The organism is Staphylococcus sp. GDX8P54P (assembly GCF_017893165.1).
Taxonomy (GTDB): domain Bacteria; phylum Bacillota; class Bacilli; order Staphylococcales; family Staphylococcaceae; genus Staphylococcus; species Staphylococcus borealis.
Genome location: NZ_JAESMM010000005.1, coordinates 14179 through 34537 on the forward strand (window position 1 = coordinate 14179; position 20359 = coordinate 34537).

General features: G+C 32.9%; 14 protein-coding genes and 1 pseudogene. 11 read left to right on the forward strand and 4 right to left on the reverse strand.

Annotation, left to right across the window (positions count from 1 at the left end):
- The first annotated feature begins 251 nt into the window (after positions 1 to 251).
- Entirely contained in the window at positions 252 to 899 is a 648-nt protein-coding gene (locus tag KA909_RS01155) for a metal-dependent transcriptional regulator (protein WP_053030796.1), read from the forward strand.
- Between the two features lie 67 nt (positions 900 to 966).
- On the opposite strand, the gene KA909_RS01160 is transcribed toward KA909_RS01155, so the two are convergent.
- Positions 967 to 1710 carry a M50 family metallopeptidase gene (locus tag KA909_RS01160; RefSeq protein WP_193839675.1) on the reverse strand — a complete coding sequence of 248 codons (744 nt, stop codon included), beginning with the start codon at positions 1708 to 1710 and terminating at the stop codon, positions 967 to 969.
- A 206-nt stretch (positions 1711 to 1916) separates the two neighbouring features.
- Between KA909_RS01160 and tarA the strand changes: the two genes are divergently transcribed.
- Complete coding sequence (tarA, locus tag KA909_RS01165; protein WP_075108856.1) at positions 1917 to 2681, forward strand: N-acetylglucosaminyldiphosphoundecaprenol N-acetyl-beta-D-mannosaminyltransferase TarA; 765 nt, start codon at positions 1917 to 1919, stop codon at positions 2679 to 2681.
- A 230-nt stretch (positions 2682 to 2911) separates the two neighbouring features.
- Here tarA and tagH read toward each other — a convergent pair whose 3' ends face one another.
- Positions 2912 to 3706: a teichoic acids export ABC transporter ATP-binding subunit TagH gene (gene tagH, locus KA909_RS01170; protein WP_210129881.1), complete on the reverse strand. Its 795-nt coding sequence runs from the start codon at positions 3704 to 3706 to the stop codon at positions 2912 to 2914.
- Positions 3707 to 4030: 324 nt separating this feature from the next.
- Here tagH and KA909_RS01175 point away from each other — a divergent pair, with 324 nt between their 5' ends.
- The 4 genes from KA909_RS01175 (at position 4031) to tagD (ending at position 7601) form a co-directional block, all read left to right on the forward strand.
- Positions 4031 to 4843 (forward strand): ABC transporter permease, encoded by an 813-nt coding sequence (locus KA909_RS01175; RefSeq protein ID WP_049426488.1) that lies wholly within the window; start codon positions 4031 to 4033, stop codon positions 4841 to 4843.
- 110 nt (positions 4844 to 4953) lie between these two features.
- Entirely contained in the window at positions 4954 to 6042 is a 1089-nt protein-coding gene (gene tarB, locus KA909_RS01180; RefSeq protein WP_193839674.1) for a teichoic acid glycerol-phosphate primase TarB, read from the forward strand.
- Positions 6039 to 7103 carry a glycosyltransferase family 2 protein gene (locus KA909_RS01185; RefSeq protein WP_075108859.1) on the forward strand — a complete coding sequence of 355 codons (1065 nt, stop codon included), beginning with the start codon at positions 6039 to 6041 and terminating at the stop codon, positions 7101 to 7103. Before tarB ends, KA909_RS01185 begins: the two co-directional genes overlap by 4 nt.
- A gap of 99 nt (positions 7104 to 7202) precedes the next feature.
- Complete coding sequence (gene tagD / locus KA909_RS01190; RefSeq protein WP_016930898.1) at positions 7203 to 7601, forward strand: glycerol-3-phosphate cytidylyltransferase; 399 nt, start codon at positions 7203 to 7205, stop codon at positions 7599 to 7601.
- Here the strand turns inward: tagD and KA909_RS01195 are convergent.
- Both KA909_RS01195 and pbp4 read right to left on the reverse strand, forming a co-directional pair.
- Positions 7594 to 9278: pseudogene (locus KA909_RS01195) on the reverse strand (IS1182 family transposase). The gene tagD and the pseudogene KA909_RS01195 sit on opposite strands and share 8 nt — an antisense overlap.
- A gap of 720 nt (positions 9279 to 9998) precedes the next feature.
- Positions 9999 to 11291 carry a penicillin-binding protein PBP4 gene (gene pbp4, locus KA909_RS01200; protein WP_210129882.1) on the reverse strand — a complete coding sequence of 431 codons (1293 nt, stop codon included), beginning with the start codon at positions 11289 to 11291 and terminating at the stop codon, positions 9999 to 10001.
- A gap of 140 nt (positions 11292 to 11431) precedes the next feature.
- On the opposite strand from pbp4, the gene KA909_RS01205 reads away from it, so the two are divergent.
- From KA909_RS01205 to KA909_RS01225, 5 genes are all read left to right on the forward strand, one after another.
- Positions 11432 to 13159, forward strand: a complete 1728-nt coding sequence (locus KA909_RS01205; protein ID WP_193839672.1) for an ABC transporter ATP-binding protein — start codon at positions 11432 to 11434, stop codon at positions 13157 to 13159.
- Positions 13160 to 13323: 164 nt separating this feature from the next.
- Positions 13324 to 14829 carry a glycosyltransferase gene (locus KA909_RS01210; RefSeq protein ID WP_245339324.1) on the forward strand — a complete coding sequence of 502 codons (1506 nt, stop codon included), beginning with the start codon at positions 13324 to 13326 and terminating at the stop codon, positions 14827 to 14829.
- A gap of 19 nt (positions 14830 to 14848) precedes the next feature.
- The gene (locus tag KA909_RS01215; protein WP_193839670.1) at positions 14849 to 17020 is read left to right on the forward strand and encodes a bifunctional glycosyltransferase/CDP-glycerol:glycerophosphate glycerophosphotransferase; all 2172 of its coding nucleotides are present in this window, start codon (positions 14849 to 14851) and stop codon (positions 17018 to 17020) included.
- A 375-nt stretch (positions 17021 to 17395) separates the two neighbouring features.
- Positions 17396 to 18628, forward strand: coding sequence for a NupC/NupG family nucleoside CNT transporter (locus KA909_RS01220; protein WP_070854508.1), 1233 nt, complete (start codon positions 17396 to 17398; stop codon positions 18626 to 18628).
- A 726-nt stretch (positions 18629 to 19354) separates the two neighbouring features.
- The gene (locus KA909_RS01225; RefSeq protein WP_053030679.1) at positions 19355 to 20188 is read left to right on the forward strand and encodes a YitT family protein; all 834 of its coding nucleotides are present in this window, start codon (positions 19355 to 19357) and stop codon (positions 20186 to 20188) included.
- Positions 20189 to 20359 lie beyond the last annotated feature (171 nt).

The window sequence follows — 20359 nt, forward strand, 5'->3', positions numbered from 1 at the left end:
TTAACTTGTGGCATGTCTTGATGAAATTCTCTTTGTTGAGAACCGCTCACAAGAATGGCTAGAAGGGATACAAGTTTGATTTGAGTTTTTCCTAGTTCAGTCAGCTACTATGAATGTGCAAAGTAGCATCACTCTATAATTTTTGTCCAGGATTGCATTTTAATAAAATTGCAGTTTGTTTAAATAAGCGTGAATAACATTCATTAGCAATTCATGATACAATAAAGTGAATGCATGGGTGAGGTGAAATGATGTTAACTGAAGAAAAAGAGGATTATCTGAAAGCAATATTAGCTAATGATGGAGATACATCCTTTGTCTCAAATAAAAAGTTATCTCAGTATTTAAATATAAAGCCTCCTTCAGTTAGTGAAATGGTTGGACGTTTGGAAAAAGCTGGTTATGTTGAAACGAAACACTATAAAGGTGTAAAGCTCTCAGATGAGGGGTTGAAACATACGTTAGATATCATTAAGCGTCACCGTCTGTTGGAGTTATTTTTAATAGAGGTTTTACAATATACTTGGGAAGAGGTACATCAAGAAGCGGAAATATTAGAACATCGCATTTCAGATTTGTTTGTAGAACGTTTGGATAAGATACTTGATTATCCTGAAACATGTCCACATGGTGGCATTATCCCAAGAAATCAACATTTCGAAGAGAAATTTACAATATCTTTATTAGCATTCGCGCCTGGTGATAAAGTGACGATTAAACGTGTACGTGATAAGACTGAACTTCTGGTCTATCTTTCAAGCAAAGATATTTCAATTGGAAATGATGTTGAAATAGTAACTAAAGATGAAACGAATAAAGTCATGATAGTGAAACGAAATGATATTGTAACGATACTAAGCTATGACAACGCAATGAATATATTTGCAGAACATGTTTAATTAGATAATAGAATCTCCACTAAATGGGTCAGTGATACCGCTTTAGTGGAGATTTGTTTAAATTGAATTAAAGTGTGAAGATAAGCATAATGTATATTGCTAACGCGTTAAACGCTATCCATAAGGTACTGAAAATGAACGTGGGTATACGTGTGATTTCTGTTAAGGTACGCCCATCCCAACTCGGGATGGGTCGTTGAAATGTTAGTTTAAATATTGTCCAACTTGATTGTAAAACTTCGCCTAATAATACGCCAAGAATCAGATGATACATAAAAATGACTAAATAATAAAATAGCAATTGATTATCGTGTTGCACTAAAAAGTATAAAAGTGCGATGAATATGATTAATACAATCATTGGTGATAGTTTGCGTGATGTTAGAATGAAAAAATAAATAAAAATAATGATATAAACGCTTAAGAATAGACTTGGATGACCATAATAAGCAGCACTTAGACCAATTAAGAGCATCAATGGAGGCATGATATAGCCGCCTAGTGTTGTAATGAATTGTCCAATACGCCCTTTGGATTGCGTAATAGCATAACCTTGTTGCATCGTTTGCAATCGTTCAGATGGACGGGTAACGATAACCAAATCTTTTGCGCGTCCGCCACTGATTTTATTAAATAATACATGACCAAATTCATGTGTAAGTACAGGAATATAGTTTAAATAAACGTCTAAATACTGATTAAATGAGCGATGTCTATTTTGATGAATCATTATATAGATCATTGCTATAATAAGGATTAAATATATATTTAAATTGATAGTTGTAGTAAAAAATTGTTCTAAATAGACCATAATTGACCTCGTCGAGTATAAGATTATAGTATTGATTATAAAGTAAATTTAATGATTTAGCGTTTAGACTTTAGATGTATCTTTTAGAGAGAACATGAATATCAGTTGAAAACGTGTTGAGAAGAAAAAAATAATTATTTATTATGATTCTATTTTCATATACTATATGCATATGAAATGGTTTAGACAGTAAGGAGATTACTTAAATGCATGATCAAAAAGAGACAACAGCGACTAAAGTGGATATTTTAGGTGTTCAATTCGACAATGTAACAATGCTAGATATGATTGAACATGTCAAAACATTTTTCACGCAAGACACTGAGGATAATTTGTTTATCGTGACAGCTAATCCAGAAATCGTTGATTATGCGTCAGAGCATAGTACATATAGACAGCTAATTAATAGTGCGGATTACGTTGTTCCAGATGGTACTGGGGTTATTAAGGCATCGAATCGATTAGGGACGCCGTTAAAAAGACGTGTGCCAGGTATCGAATTGATGGAACATTGTTTAAAGATTGCGCATACGAATTATCAAAAGGTATATTTACTGGGTGCTAAACATGAAGTAGTCACACTGGCACACAATAATTTACAGCAGAAATATCCGCAAGCCCAATTTGATTATCATCATGGCTATATAGACTTAAATGATGAGACCGTCATCAAACGAATACAACGTTTTAATCCGGATTATATTTTCGTTGGGATGGGCTTTCCAAAACAAGAAGAGTGGATTCAAAAGTATCGACATACCTTTAAAAGTACTGTAATGATGGGTGTAGGTGGCTCACTTGAAATTTACAGTGGCACGAAGAAGAGAGCGCCTAAACTATTTATTCAATTGAATATAGAATGGGTATATCGCTTATTAATCGATTGGAAGCGTATTGGGCGTATGCGTAGTATTCCTAAATTTATGTATAAAATTTTTAAAGTACAGCGACGAATGAAGAAGAATAAATAAGGAGTGGGGCAGCATGCTTTTGAAGTCGTTGTCCCGCTTCTAGCTTGCTTAGCAAATAGAATTTCTTAATAACATTTCATTTGCCGGGCCCCCGTTGGCAAGGATGACTAGAACTGAGAAAAGTTTGATTCAAGCGCCTCCTCAGTTCAGCCAGTTACTGCCAAAATGATAAGGAGGCTGAGACATTTTATTTTGTCCCAGCCTCTTCATATTTTTTATCTTGATGATCGCTATTTAACAATAAATCGTTTTTCATCTAAACCTTTTCTGAATGCTTTTTGATCGGCTTTTGATTTTTTCTTGAAGTCTTTTAAGAATTGCTCATATTTAGGAAGTACCTCTTCTAATTCTCCGTACTCTTTGAGCTTTCCGCCTTCAATCCAAGCAATTTTAGTACAGAACTCTCGAACTTGACGGATGTTATGACTAACGAAGAATATCGTTTTGTTGGCTTCTTTGAATTCATAAATTTTGTCTAAGCATTTTTGTGTGAAAGTTTGGTCTCCAACGGATAATGCTTCATCAATAACTAAAATATCAGGGTTGATTGTAACGTTAATTGAGAATCCTAATTTAGCACGCATACCACTTGAATAATTTTTAACGGGTTGATGAATAAATTCGCTTAATTCACTAAATTCTATTACTTGAGGCATAAGTTGTTTAATTTCTTTTCTTTTGAACCCCATACATAACATTTTAAATTCGATATTTTCCACACCAGTCAAACGACCGTTAAGGCCTGCATTGATTGCAATGACACTCACTTCACCGTTGCGTTCAATATTGCCTGAAGTAGGTGAGATTGAGCCACCAATCATATTACTTAATGTAGATTTACCTGAGCCGTTGATGCCGACTAAACCGATGACATCACCTTCGTGTGCTGTGATAGAGACATCATCTAAAGCGAAAAATGTATTATTTTTATTTTTAGGGATTAAGGCATCTTTAATGCGTTCTTTATTATTGCGATAAATGCGATATTCTTTTGTCACATTTTTGATATTTACAGATACGCTCATGATAATTCCTTCCTTATCAATACTTATATAGATTATAATACATCATACAATAGTTGTTAAATTTATTAACCTAGTGTAAAGTGTATAAGAGATTTTGTATAACTTTTTGTAAACAATAAGTAGATTTTACTTTTTTTATAAAATGAAGTCCATAGTTATGGTCTTATTTTATAGTAATCTACTTTACAATATATAATAATATGATGCGTACGTAATAATTATATTAAACTTTTGAGAAAATGTTATATATAATGTAGTTATCCGAATCATTAATAAATACGTTAATACATTGTATATATTTAATTGAAAGCGTGGTTAATTTCAATGTCGGCAGTAGGATCTGTTTTTAAAGAACACATCAAGAATTTTTACTTAGTGCAAAGACTTGCACAATTTCAAATTAAAATAACGAATACGAATAACTATCTTGGCGTAGCATGGGAATTACTGAATCCAGCATTACAAATCATGGTTTATTGGTTCGTATTTGGTATGGGAATCAGAAGTAACCAGCCTGTTCACGGTATACCTTTTATTTATTGGTTGCTAGTAGGGATTAGTATGTGGTTCTTCGTCAATCAAGGTATTTTAGAAGGAACGAAATCGGTAGCGATGAAATTTAATCAAGTAGCAAAGATGAACTTCCCGCTCTCTATTATACCGACGTATACGGTAACCAGCCGATTTTATGGTCATATAGGATTATTGTTAATTATCATTGGCATTTGTATCGTTAATGGTATTTACCCTTCGATTCATATTGTGCAATTATTGATTTACGTACCACTTACATTCTTCTTTACGGCGTCAGTTGCATTATTCACATCGACGCTCGGCATTATTGTACGTGATACGCAAATGATTATGCAGGCTTTGCTAAGAATTCTATTCTATATGTCTCCAATACTATGGGTGCCTAAAGATTCAGGTATTGGTGGAACAATTGGTGAAATCATTAAATTTAATCCAGTCTATTTCTTAGCAGAATCATATCGTGCTGCAATATTATTCCACGAATGGTACTTTATTGAACATTGGAAATTATTACTATATAACGTTATCGTTATTTTAATATTCTTCGTATTAGGTTCAATTTTACATCGTAGATATCGTGATCATTTCGCAGATTTCTTATAATTTTAAAGTCCTTGATAAATGTAGAAGCGTTTATCAAGGATTTTGTATATTCAGCACATCGGGTAGTTTTGATTTATAATTTTTATATTGAAAATATGAGAGGTAAACGTATGCGACTAATTATAAAAAAAGTATATATGTTGATGATTGCATTATTGAACTTCATTTTTAAAGGGAAATCCGTAGACAAACAACGTATCACTGTTCTAATGACGTTCCCTGAAGATGTCATGCCAATTATTAATGACTTAGATAGTAAGGGTTACAATATAACTGTGATTGCGAAGATTGAAGAACAATATAGGCTAGAACATCTTAACCATATTACTTTTATACCTGCAGGAAATAAACATATCGTCAAACATATCAGAGCGTTGAGTCGTTCAAAAGTCATTGTCATTGATACGTATTATTTAATGCTAGGTGGTTATTCTAAGAAACACTCACAAACGATTATTCAAACGTGGCATGCATCAGGTGCCCTAAAAAATTTCGGTTTAACCGATCATCAAGTTGATTTAACTAACAACACAATGGTTAAGCAATACCAGCGTGTATATCATGCAACAGATTATTATCTTATTGGTGGAAAAGAGATGGGGGAATGCTTTAAGGCCTCATTTGGTGCTACTGAATCACAAATGTTGCCACTTGGTTTACCTCGTTTAACCCACTATTTAAAATTCAATCTTAAGGCCGAGCAAGAACGTTTGAAAAGACTTTATAATATTCATAAAACCTTAGTTGTCTATGTTCCAACGTATCGTGAAGGTTCAGAAAATAATAGACACATAGATGTTGAACGATTTGAGCAAGCTTTGCCTGAGTACACATTGATTAATCAACTACATCCATCTATTTCGCAACGTCAATCTGTAGCGACAACTCAAGAATTGATGATTATGGCGGATATCATTATTAGCGATTATAGTTCATTACCTATTGAGGCAAGTTTGCTAGATAAACCGACATTGTTTTATGTGTATGACGAAGAAAAATATGATAAAATTCGTGGCTTAAACCAATTTTACAAAGCCATTCCTCAACGATATAAAGTAACGACTGAGGAAGAATTGATTGTAAAAATTAAAAATGATGTTGCGCTGTTTGAACCATTATTTAAACATTGGCATAAATATAATAGTGAAGCAAGCGTTCAACGTGTTACAGAATTTATTGAAAAGATGGTGGAAAAATGAAAATAGCTATCATAATTCCTGTATATAATGCAGAAAATACAATACGTAGGGCAATCAAATCGATTGATACAACGCATGAAGTTGAGATTATTTGTGTGAATGACGGCTCTACAGATCATTCAAGGCATGAACTTACGCAATTGCAAAAAGAAGTTAAAAATATCATGATTTACAATCAAGATAATCAAGGTGCAGCTGCAAGTAGAAACTTTGGATTAGCTGCAATGTCTGATGATGTGGAAGCATTTATGTTTTTAGACGCAGACGATCAGTTTCTACCGGGAAGACTTGATAAAATGATTGATTATTATGAGCGTAATCAAGAAGTCGATATCGTTATAGGACAAATTGGAAGAGGCGTTCATGGAGACTGGAAAATTGTACCTACACATGAAGAAATGAACCGTGAAGCATTAGTATCATTAGCACAAGCACCTGAAATCTTGCAATCTATTGGGCCAGGTGGAAAACTATTCAATTCTAAATTTAGTGCGTTGCGCTTTGATGAAGATGTTGTGTTTTGTGAAGAACATACCTTTATCACACGTGCTTATTTAACTGCACGTGATATACAATTATTACCGCTGATGATATATGGATATAATGAGCAAGAAGGTTCGATCACTGATAAGCGTGGTGATACGTTTATCTCCTATATTGAAGATGCCAGACGCGTACGTCAAAGGGTTATGGAGATACTCCTTTTAACAAATGAGAAAGCCTACTATAGTTATCGAATGGATGATTTAATCGTGAGTTATCTTATTCAAGCTTATTTATTAAAATATAGTAGAGTAACACCTAACTTTATTGATAAAGTTACGCATTATATTAAGGATATGCAACATACCAATTACTCTGGAGATGCGTTGTTTAGAATTATCCAAGCTGTTGAGCAAGGTGCAACGCATTGGACGCGCGATACTTATGAGAAGTGGCGTCAAACACTTATTGATGTCGGTATTGGACGACCTGGATATTTCCGATTTAAAGCACAGGTCATGCCTAAGAAATTTGCATTTAATAGTAAACAGTCTGTCAAACGCCTTTTAAAGCGATAGTGTAATATGTCTTATATAATTAATGGTATGTAAATTTTATTTATGCTAAATTAAAGTTATGAAAAAATGTTAAAAATTATGTTAAGGAGATAGCGTTATATGAGAAGAGTTATTACTTACGGCACTTACGACTTATTACATTATGGTCATATTGAATTATTAAGAAGAGCGCGTGAAATGGGCGATTATTTAATTGTCGCTTTATCTTCAGATGAATTCAATCAAATTAAGAATAAAAAATCATATTATGATTATGAGCAACGCAAAATGATGTTGGAATCAATTCGTTATGTTGACTTAGTCATTCCTGAGAATGATTGGGGACAAAAAGAAACTGACGTAGATCGTTTTGAAGTAGATGTCTTTGTAATGGGACATGACTGGGAAGGCGAATTTGACTTCTTAAAAGACAAATGTGAAGTTGTATACTTAAAACGTACGGAAGGTATTTCAACAACTAAAATTAAACAAGAATTATATGGCAAAGATGCTAAATAATTAAGAATATGAGATTTAATCCTATTAAAAAAATCCGGGACATAAAGTTCTTGGATAAGTAAATAAAGACAATTTCTATTGAAATAATATAGAAATTGTCTTTTTTATAATTTTTTGATTATTTTCAGCTCGTTGAGCTGTTACTTTTCTTATATTGAGTGCCATTAATACAAAACCAAGTTCTCTTTTGACTTTATTGAGTCCTCGGACAGACATCCGAGTGAAACCCAAAATAGCCTTCATAAATCCAAAAACAGGTTCCACATCAATTTTTCTTTGACTGTAGATGGCTTTTGTTTTTGGTTCTGAAAGCTTTTTATTAATTTGGGCTTTAAAATATTCCCAATTATAATGCTTCATTATTCTTTTATTTGTTTTTGAATTGAAGTTCATACATTGATTTTTCAGAGGACATTCTGAACAATCATCACATTCATATAATTTGAAGTCTCGCTTGTAACCATACTTATCATGACGATAGGCATATCTTTTAAAACCTAGCCGTTTATTATTCGGACAAATGAATTCGTCGTTAATTTCGTCATAATCCCAATTTTGAGTATTAAAGATGTCGTGTTTATATTTTTTAGTGTTATCTTTTATAAACATTCCATAAGTTATGAGTGGTGTCCGATTAAAATTATCTATAATTGCCATATAATTTGATTCGCTACCATAACCTGCGTCAGCTACAATGTATTCAGGTAATTGACCGTAGGTCTCTTGAATTGAATTTAAAAATGGTATCATTGTTCTTGTATCAGTCGGATTTTGATACACATTATACGATAAAATAAATTGAGAATTTGTCGCTATTTGTAAATTATAACCAGGCTTGAGTTGTCCATTTTTCATATGATCTTCTTTCATTCTCATAAATGTGGCATCATGGTCTGTTTTAGAATAACTATTTCTATCCTTTAAAATAGATTTTTGAACTTCGTATCTTTGCTTACGCTCAGAGTAATTATTAATTTGCTTTTTGTATTTTTTAATTTTAGTTCTTTTGAGCCGTATTTGTTTTCTTATTTTAGTACATTTTTCATTATCGATATGTTGGTTTAAACCTTCGATTTCTTTATCTAAATGACTACCAATCAAATCTATTTCTTCTTTTTTTAAGTCATTATCGCAATCTTTTTTAATCTCAGGTATGATTTTATTGGTTACCAATTCATGGTAGAGAGCTTTAGAATCATCATTCATCCTTGGCTCATGGTTTTGAATACTCTTTTTCCATACAAATGTATATCGATTGGCATTTGCTTCAATTTTTGTACCATCAATAAAAATAGCTTTATCATCTATAAGATTTTGTTTCAAACATTGACTATGAAATTGAATAAATAGTGATTCTAATAAAGCATCTACTTTTGGATTTACTCTAAATCGATTAATCGTTTTATAAGAAGGCTTTTGATTTTGTGATAGCCACATCATTCGGATACTATCATTAAGTAATTTTTCTATCTTACACCCTGAAAACACAGATTGTGTGTAGTCATATAGAATTACTTTCAACATCATTTTTGGATGATATGATGTCGCACCACGATGGTGTCTGAATTCATCGAATTCATTCTCAGGAATTGTTTCAACAATATCATTTACATGTCGTGATATATCATTTGTGGGGATAAGAACTGAAGTTTCCATTGGTAGTGTAAGTTGAGTCATGTTTTAATCTTTATACATAAGGCACCTCGTTAATTTAGTTTAGTGATGCTTATTAAATTATACGAAAGTGCTTTATTTTTTTAAGTATTACAATGTAAAATTACATATAAATACAAAGTATTTTGGCGAGACTCTTACGTTGATTATTAATGAACATAAGTGCTAGCGCACTTATGTAAGAAATTCTAGAGATGAATGACGAATGTTGTTGCGCGACTCCTAGTGGAAAAGAAAGTGTCGAGTGACTACAGGCACGAGCCTTTCCCACAGGAAAGCGTCGCAACTATAATGAGTGAATATTCATCTAAGAATTTCTTTAGAGGACTACAGGCTGAAGCTGTCCCATAAGAAGGGCCCCAACACAGAGAAACTGAGTTAATCAGTTTCTACAAGCAAAGCACATTGGGCAAGCGAGCCAACAATACGGAGTATTGTAAATAAAGAAGCCAGTAAATGAATTTGTTAAAACTCATTTACTGGCTATTTCTCTAGGAATTATGTCCCAGACTCTTTATCATTTGGCAGTAGCTATCTGATTTGAAATCGCGCTTAAAGCATATTAGAAGCGGACAATGAATGTATTTTAATTTCTGTCCTGTGCGTCATTTTAAAGTAGATATAGTTCATTTCCACTAGGCGTCGTATAACAGCGTTATGTTATCGATTTGAGTATCACTCGAATCTGAGACATTGTCTCAAACTATATGCGTTTAATTGATGCTATTTGCGTTTAAATAATAAATGAATAATTGAACGTACAATAAGTATACATGCAATTGCTAATAACGCTAATGCTATAAAAGTGACAATTGGATGTTCTTTCCAAGTCGTTTGAGCAATAGTGTTTGCTTTGTGTAATAAGGGTTTCGTTACGTCAACTTTAGGTGGTCCATCGTCCTTTGTAAGAAATTGACGATCATAATCAAGATGAACCTTACCATCTTTAATAATGAATTTATAATCTTTTTGAGTCATGTCTTTAGGCACTACATCATATAAATTTTCTTTGACATAGTATGTTTTACCGTTTATTTTATGCGTACCTTTAGAAAGCACGTTTTTATAACGATATTGATCAAAAGAACGGTTCATCATCGCATTGCCCATCATGTTACGCTGTTTTTCACCGCCTAAATTAACGTAATCTCCAGCGCCCATAATAACTTGGTTGATACGGAATTGCTTACGTTTAGTTGTAATCGTATGGTTATAATCTGCAACATCACTTGAACCTGTTTTTAATCCGTCAGTACCTGGCAAACTCATATCGGCACCTTCTAATGAATGATTAAAAGTATAGTATGTAACACCGTGTTGTGTTGGAGCAAGTTGCTTAGTGAAGTGTAGTATTTTCGGTGTTTCTTTAATGACATGGTGATCTAGAATTGCGAAGTCCTTTGCAGTAGAAGTGGAATTGTCTTGATCTTTATATTTTGATGGTGCAAAATCTTTTAATTGTGAATTTTCGGCACCTGTTGGGTTAACGAAATGCGTATTTGACATACCTAGCGCTTTGGCTTTCTTATTCATTAAATCTGTAAAATCATTGACGTTTCCAGAAACTTCATCAGCTAAAATTAAAGCAGCGGCATTACTTGAGTTAGAGACTGTAATTTGAAGTAACTCACTAATGGTATAAGTTTCCCCAGGATATAATTTCGTATTACTTAATTCTGGTAACGTTGACATACGATAATGCTGATCCGTAATATGTACTTTGTCATTTAAAGAAAGTTCCCCTTTATTGATGGCTTCGAGTGTTAAATACATGGTCATTAACTTCGTCATTGAAGCAGGGTACCATTTTCGGTTAGATTGATAGTCATATAAAATTTGCCCGGTTTGACTAACATTAATACTACCTTCAGGTTGATAGGCATCTGTTACATTTGGGTAACCATATTGTCTAGCAATTTCGGTAGGTGTTGGCTCATATTCGGAAGCATATGTTTTAGGTGCTATAATAGCAATGGTTAACAATGCAACCAATATCATTGTAAAGCGTCGTTTCATTCTTATCTTTCCTTTTTCAAAATTTCAACTAAAATATTTTATCATATAAGTATGTTTATATGAATTTTTTTGCTAAAGCTTTATACTTGGAAAATGAGATAATTAAATTTTTAAAATGAATATAAAAAGAGGGCTAATATATGAAAGGACAAAATCCATTATTTTTCTTATTTAAACGTTTGTCGTGGCCATATGGACTAATTATCGCGGCAATCATAATTTCTTCTCTAGGGAGTATTAGTGGTCTGTTAATTCCGCTATTTACCGGACGGCTGGTTGATAAATTCTCTACAAGTAGTATTAATTGGAATATCGTTCTATTATTTGCAGGTATATTTATTGCCAATGCACTATTAAGTGGTATAGGTATTTATTTACTAAGTAAAATTGGTGAAAAAATGATTTATGATATTCGATCCATATTATGGGGACATATCATTAAATTAAAGATGCCATTTTTTGATAAGAATGAAAGCGGACAGCTAATGAGTCGTTTGACAGACGATACAAAGGTTATTAATGAATTTATTTCACAGAAATTGCCACAATTACTACCAGCAGTTATAACGCTCATTGGGTCAATCGTCATGCTATTTATTATGGATTGGCAAATGACATTATTAACATTTATTGCTATTCCGATATTTATGGCGATCATGATTCCACTAGGACGTAAAATGCAAAAGATATCAATGAATACACAAACTGAAATTGCGAACTTTAGTGGATTATTAGGACGTGTGTTAACTGAGATGCGATTAGTTAAAGTATCGAATACAGAGAAACAAGAGTTAAATAATGCGCATAGTAACTTACGTGAAATTTATAATTTGGGTCTACGACAAGCCAAAATTACTGCAGTGATTCAACCTATTTCAAGTGTAATTATGTTATTAATGATTGCAGTTATCTTAGGTTTCGGTGCGATAAGAATAGCAACTGGTGCAATCACAGCGGGTGCACTCATTTCAATGATTTTTTATGTGATGCAATTATCAATGCCATTAATGAATCTTTCAACATTAGTTACAGACTATAAAAAGGCAGTGGGTGCAAGTAGTAGGATCTTTGAAATTATGCAAGAACCTATTGAACCAATGGAAGATTTGCAACCTATAGATCATATTTCAATCAACGATGGCGAATTGTCATTTGAAAATGTTGATTTCAAATATGATATCAAAACCATTCTCAACAATGTATCTTTCCGTATTCCTCAAGGCGAGGTCAGTGCATTTGTTGGGCCATCAGGTTCAGGTAAAAGTACAATATTCAATCTGATTGAACGTATGTATGACATTGAATCTGGAGATATTAAGTATGGCACCCAAAGTATTTATGATGTACCTATCACAAATTGGCGTAATAAGATTGGTTATGTCATGCAATCGAATTCTATGATGAGCGGTACAATACGTGACAACATTCTATATGGTATTAATCGAGAAGTATCAGATGAAGAATTGATTAAATATGCTAAATTAGCAAATTGTCATGACTTCATCATGCAGTTTGATGACGGCTATGACACGTTAGTAGGAGAACGAGGACTGAAATTATCGGGTGGTCAAAGACAACGTATTGATATTGCACGTAGTTTCGTGAAGAATCCTGATATTTTATTATTAGACGAAGCGACTGCAAATTTAGATAGTGAGAGTGAACAAAAAATCCAAGAGGCATTAGAAGTTCTCATGGAAGGTAGAACAACGATAGTTATTGCCCACCGTCTTTCAACTATTAAAAAAGCGGGTAAAATCATTTTCTTAGATCAAGGTAAAGTGACAGGAGAAGGTACGCATATTGAATTAATGCGTAACCATGACAAATATCATCAATTTGTTACAACACAAAACCTAACTGAATAATGCGCGGTGTGTGTAGTTGGGACTAATAATAGTTCCAGCTACTTTTTTAAATAAGTAACCCTGAAATAATAGATATGCTTTGAGTTATGAAGGCGATTGTGGAATAATCGACACTAATTAAGCGACATATAAACATTTACATCATTAAGATATGAGATTGGAGAATGACTATGCTATATACAATAACATCTACTTTGCCGCCTACACATGGTGGAAGAACAAAATCTTTATTGCATAGAATACAATTTTTAGAAACACAATTGGGACAAACATCTACGATTTTAACGACGAATTATAACGCTAATTATAAAAATGTATATCGCATTTTTAGAAATAAAAAGTTAATTACTGACAACACAGTCATTGAAAACATATATGACTGGTTGGCGAATTATAAATTATTAGAGGAGCCTGTTGAACCTAAATTATTTCGAAAGTTACCCATCCAAACGAAGGTTAAGATACGCGGATTGGAAGCTGTTCAAGAAGGAGATAGCGTAAAGTATTATAAAGATCAGACATACGTATTGTTTCGTAGATATTATACGGACAGACAGGTGATTAAGTTTGAAGATACAATAAATCCCAATACGCAAAAGATAGCTAAACGCAAATCATTTACTTTGAACGGTAGACTGCATAAAATTGATTATTTTGACGACGTAACAGCCATCAAAACATCGGAAGAATATTACGATAAAAAGGGTAACATGTATTTAAAGAAACATTTTATGAACGATCAAAAGAATCAATTGATTGATATACAACATTTCACTAAGCAAGGTGAAACGCGCATCTTCAAAAAAGAAAAAGCTTTATTTACGTATTATTACAATCATGTTTTAGCAGATGGAAGTATCGTATTCAATGATGCACGCTTACTCGACAGACCATTGATTGAGTGTGAAAATAATATTAAGCGTATATTAATGTTTCATAGTAACCATTTACAAGATCATAACGTTCGTCATTCGTATAAGCTTGCGCTTGATAATCATGAAAAGATTGACAAATATGTTGTTTTAACCGATTACCAAAAACGTGATATTCAATCGCAATTTGATATAGATGATAATAAAATAGAGGTGATACCTCATTTTCTAGACATAGCGCAATCAAATCATCGAGATGCTGTTGAAGATCAATTTTGTTTTATTGGTAGATTAGCTTCTGAAAAGCAGATTGATCATATTATCAAAGCATTCGATATGTATTTGAAAAAAGGGTATTCATCTAAACTTTTAGTGTATGGCGATGATAAAGAAGGTAATTTAAACAAGCTCAAACAACTAGTTAGAACGCTTCAACTTGAAGATAAAGTTATTTTTAAAGGGCACACGAATACGCCTAAAGAAGTATTTCCAAAGGCAATTGCTTCCCTTCTAACAAGTCGATATGAGGGCTTTGGGTTATCCATTATGGAAAGTATTAATTGTGGTTGTCCTGTTATTTCGTATAATGTACGCTATGGACCAAGTGAGTTAATTCGGAATCACGAAAATGGTATACTTGTGGAAAAAGATGACATTGAAGGGTTTGCGAATGCAATGGAAATGGCTAGAAATATCCATTTCAAAGATGTAAAATTAAGTGAAAAATTTAGTGTAGAACAAGCATTAATGAACTACCAATCCCTCATCAATGACGTGACGCATACGATGAATAATTAGAAAATTGGAGAGAAATATATTGAATAAATTATCGATTATTATTACGTATTTTAATAATGAAGATTATATTAGTGAGTGTATTCACAGCTTGAAAAGTCAAAGAAACCAAGACTTCGACGTTATTATTGTCGATGATGGTTCAACTGATCGTTCAACAGAACGACTACAAGAAACGTTAAAGACATATGACAAAGACGTTCACTTCATTCAGTTACAAGAAAATACTGGTCACGCACATGCACGTAATGTAGCTTTAGAACAAGCGCATGGGCAATATGTACTATTCCTAGATGCGGATGATCAATTAGCATCCTATGCTGTTGATTTTTACCTACAACACGTAAATGGTTTAGATACATTGATTGCACCTATTCATAAATTTAGAAGTCAACGTCCACAATATGTAGATAAAGACAGAGTGCGTATGCAATATGATACGCATCAAAAAAGTCCAAACTCAATTTTGAGAAAAGAATCAGCATGTAATATTCTGTTTAAAAATGCCATCATTAAAGCACACCAAATTCAATTTAATGAGTCATTAAGTATATATGCAGATACATCATTTGTGTTGGAATATTTAAAATATGCAGAGCGTTTCGTTAGAATTACTAATTTCCCATTCTATTATCGTGGCGAAGTCTATGATCCGTTTTATGGTAATACCTTAAGTGATCAAGACTTTACAAATAAATTTGAAGATCACGTTAATAGTTTCTTTGATGCAATGCGACGAACTAATGATAAACGCGTCAAACATTTCTTGATCAACAGAATGAAAAATGAAATTAAAAGCGGCTTCGATCCAGCCCTTAGAGATATAAAATCTCGATATGTAACACTTGAAGATGTATTGATTAAGATTGTTAAAGCAATCAAATGGGACATCTTTAAAGATGGAAAGATATTATACAATTTAGAAATAGTATTCTTATCTATGGATAATATTGAAAATGCTAAATATGTTAATGATTTGCGTAATAAAACACGCTTAGTTAAAAATATTTTGTTAAATAGCAAAATGAAAGAACGTTCAAAATATCAACTCAGTGATAATGAGGCTATGGTCGATCCAAATACCATTGTATTTGAAGCGTTCGGCGGTAAAAACTACAGCGATAGTCCTAAGTATATCTATGAATACATGCAGACACATTATCCACATTTAAATTATATATGGGTCTTTTCTAAGCCTGAAAATAACATTGTTCCAGGCAATGCAACTAAAGTTAAAAAGGGATCAAAAGCGTATTATGATGCCTATGCTAAAGCAAAATATTGGGTGACAAATGCTAGATTGCCACTATATTTAAATAAAAAAGAGAATCAAATGTATATTCAGACTTGGCATGGAACACCATTAAAACGTTTAGCTAACGATATGAAAGTGGTTAGAATGCCTGGCACAACTACTGCAAACTATAAGAAGAATTTCTATGCTGAAGCATCGCGTTGGGATCGTTTGGTATCACCTAATAGATATTCTTCAAATATTTTCAAATCTGCATTTTGGATGGACGAAGATCGTATCTGGGAAATTGGATACCCAAGAAATGATGTTTTAGTTAATCGTCAAAATGATACTGAATATATTGAACAAATTAAGCGTAATTTAAATTTACCTGCAGATAAAAAAGTCATTATGTATGCACCAACTTGGAGAGATGATGAGTTTGTGAAGAAAGGCCAATACTTATTCGATTTGAAAATTAATTTGGCAAATCTCCAAAAAGAAATTGGCGATGACTATGTCATCTTACTAAGAATGCATTATCTTATTGCTAATGCGTTAGATTTACATGGATTTGACGACTTTGCAATCGATGTATCAAATTATAGCGATATTTCGGAATTATACCTCATTTCTGATGCGTTAATAACTGATTATTCATCTGTTATGTTTGATTTTGGTATCTTAAAACGCCCACAATTTTTCTTTGCCTATGATATAGAAAAATATGATAAAGGACTACGTGGTTTCTACATGGATTATATGAATGATCTACCTGGTGAAATCATTACAGATGAATTTAAATTGGCTAAAGAATTAAAACAAATTGAACAACATAAAGTAAAATATAAAGATAAAATCGAAGCATTTTATAATGATTTCTGCTCAATAGAGAACGGAAAAGCGTCTCAGTATATTGGTGATTATATTTATCATGATATTGAAAAGAACCATGATTAAATGAATGTAAAACACACCTGTAACCAACCATAGTGTGATGCTGTATTGTAAAATCACTACCCGAATTTAAAAGACATGTATACTAAGTTTTTCTAAAACCCAATCTAGGGTTATAGCAAATAGATGGTCAGCATGAACAACGATAAGTAAAGCAAGTAGAGAGCGTGAGACAATGATTTCAAAACGAAATCTGTCTCGCGCTTTTTCATTTATGTTAATTTGACGAATCTATATTTTCTCGAACATTGCCTCATGGTATAATGAGAAATATATTATTAACGGAACTTTTGGGGTTAATTAGAGTTTAAAGTACGGTTCTGTTATATAAACATGCCATGACATCACGTCATAAAAATTTAGTCAGGTAGGTGCCTTATGTTTTTAGTGATTAACATCATTGGGTTACTTGCATTTTTGGGAATTGCAGTATTATTTTCAAGAGATCGCAAAAATATCCAATGGAAATCTATTTTAATTCTTGTTGTTTTAAACTTGTTTTTAGCATGGTTCTTTGTTTATTTCCAAATTGGGAGAACGATTGTAGAAGGATTAGCTTCAGCAATTGCATGGGTAATTCAATCCGCACACACTGGAACAGGGTTTGCATTTAGCAGCTTTACTAGCGGTAAACAAATGGATATGGCGATTAGTGCGCTATTCCCAATTCTACTTGTTGTACCATTGTTTGACGTTTTAATGTATTTCAACATTCTACCTAAAGTTATAGGTGGTATTGGTTGGGTACTAGCTAAGGTTACACGTCAACCTAAATTTGAATCATTCTTCGGTATTGAAATGATGTTCTTAGGTAATACTGAAGCGTTAGCTGTATCTAATGAACAACTTAAACGCATGAATGAAATGCGTGTATTAACTGTAGCTATGATGTCAATGAGTTCTATCTCTGGTGCCATTGTTGGGGCATATGTACAAATGATACCTGGTGAACTTGTATTAACTGCAATACCTTTAAATATTATCAATGCGATTATTGTTTCTTCAATCTTGAATCCAGTAAGTGTTGAAGAGCAAGAAGATATCATTTATAGCATTAAGAATGATGAAGCAGTTGAACGTCAACCATTCTTCTCATTCCTAGGTGATTCTGTATTGAATGCGGGTAAACTGGTATTAATCATTATTGCTTTCGTCATTAGCTTTGTTGCTTTAGCAGACTTAATTGATCGCTTTATAAATCTGATTACAGGTCTTGTTGGTGGATGGATTGGTGTAAAAGGCAGTTTCGGCTTGAATCAAATTTTAGGTTTATTTATGTATCCATTTGCACTTTTACTTGGTTTACCATGGGGAGAAGCATGGATCGTTGCGCAACAAATGGCTAAGAAAATTGTTACGAATGAATTTGTAGTTATGGGTGAAATTAGTAAAGTAGTAGATTCATATAGTCCACATAGAAGAGCAGTCATTTCAACATTCTTAGTTTCATTTGCCAACTTCTCAACGATTGGCATGATTGTAGGAACGTTAAAAGGGATTGTTGATAAAAAAACATCAGATTTTGTATCTAAATATGTACCAATGATGTTATTAGCAGGTATTTTAGTGTCATTACTTACTGCAGCGTTTGTTGGATTATTCGCTTGGTAAGAAGATATCATTTATACTTATTCAATTAATGAAATCTAAGATACGTATGATTCATAAAAGTGATGTTGTTTATGCACAGTAGCTAAATGAACTGAGAAGATGGGAGTGGGACAGAATTCTTTTTGAATTCGTCGTCCCACCCCCGCAAGGGTGACTAGAACTGAGAAAAGCTTGATTTAAGCGCCTTCTCAGTTCAGTCAGCTACTGCGAATTTGCAAAATAGCTTCATTATATTATTTATGTCCCAGCCTCTTTTCTCAGTTTTTTTCGTTTTTGGGTGAGACAGACAAGCTATCGATATTATAATGATTGATAATTTTAAGATAAATGATAAAAACCAAGTATGTAGAGTGAGGAGACACTCTATATACTTGGTTTTTATGGGAAATGAATATTAATGTACTTGTAACGGTAAGGACTAGGTACTGTCACAGTACTTCGAGCAAAATTTGTTTTGTTACTATAAACAACACAAAGGAGATAACTTCTCTTATTAAGAAGTTATACACATTATAGCAAAAGGAATCGCTAAAGTAAACAAAAAATTCAGAAAATTTATATTTATTTATGATTCTCTTTATTTATAATGAGGATTCAAACGAGAGACAAGACAATGATATGGTTAAACATTCATGGTTTTAATCCCTTTTCAAAATGAATATTGTAGCCTTGCTAGTGAATGTGCTAACATTTTTAGTGATATTACAATTAAAGGGGTTGGTATATGTGAATAAAAATATTAAAGATTTACTTTTGGTCATACTAGGCTCTTTCATATTTTCAGCTGGGGTAAATGCGTTCATTATCTCAGGTAATTTAGGAGAAGGTGGGGTAACAGGTATAGCTATTGTTCTATATTATGCGTTTCACATTTCTCCAGCCATTACAAATTTTGTAGCTAATGCATTACTCATCATAGTTGGATATAAATTTTTAAGTAAAAAAAGTATGGTATTGACTATAATAGCAACTGTATTGATCTCCGTTTTCTTGAGTTTAACTGAGCAGTGGCATGTTGAAACAGGAAATGTCATCATTAATGCCGTTTTTGGTGGCTCTTGTGTTGGATTAGGTATTGGTATTATAGTTCTCGCCGGTGGTACCACTGCAGGAACAACGATACTAGCCCAAATTGCTAATAAATATTTAGATGTTAGTACGGCATATGCCTTGTTATTTTTCGATTTAATTGTTGTACTTATATCGTTAACGGTACTACCTTTACAAATGGCATTAGTGACAGTTATTTCACTGTACATAGGTACAAAAGTGATGGAATATGTGATTGAAGGTTTAAATACTAAAAAAGCAATGACAATTATTTCAAGTAAGCCAGACCAAGTAGCGAAGGCAATAGATGAACAAGTAGGGCGTGGCCTTACCATCTTAGATGGGCGAGGCTATTATAGTCGTGAAGAAAAAGACGTCCTTTATGTTGTTGTTGCGAAAACACAAGTATCTAAAGCAAAGAAAATGATACGTAAGATTGATAATCATGCCTTTTTAGTTGTCCATGATGTGAGAGATGTATATGGCAATGGATTTTTAATTGATGAATAATTGATAATAGTGAATGAATGAGGTTAGGTGTTTTCATTGATTGGTAAAGGTTAAATGACTCTGCCAATCCATAAAATGCCTAACCTTTTGTGCATTAATTACAAATAGTCAGTTGTTTGCAAAGATGTTATAATACATCTATTGACTATGATAATTATTATCAATTGACTA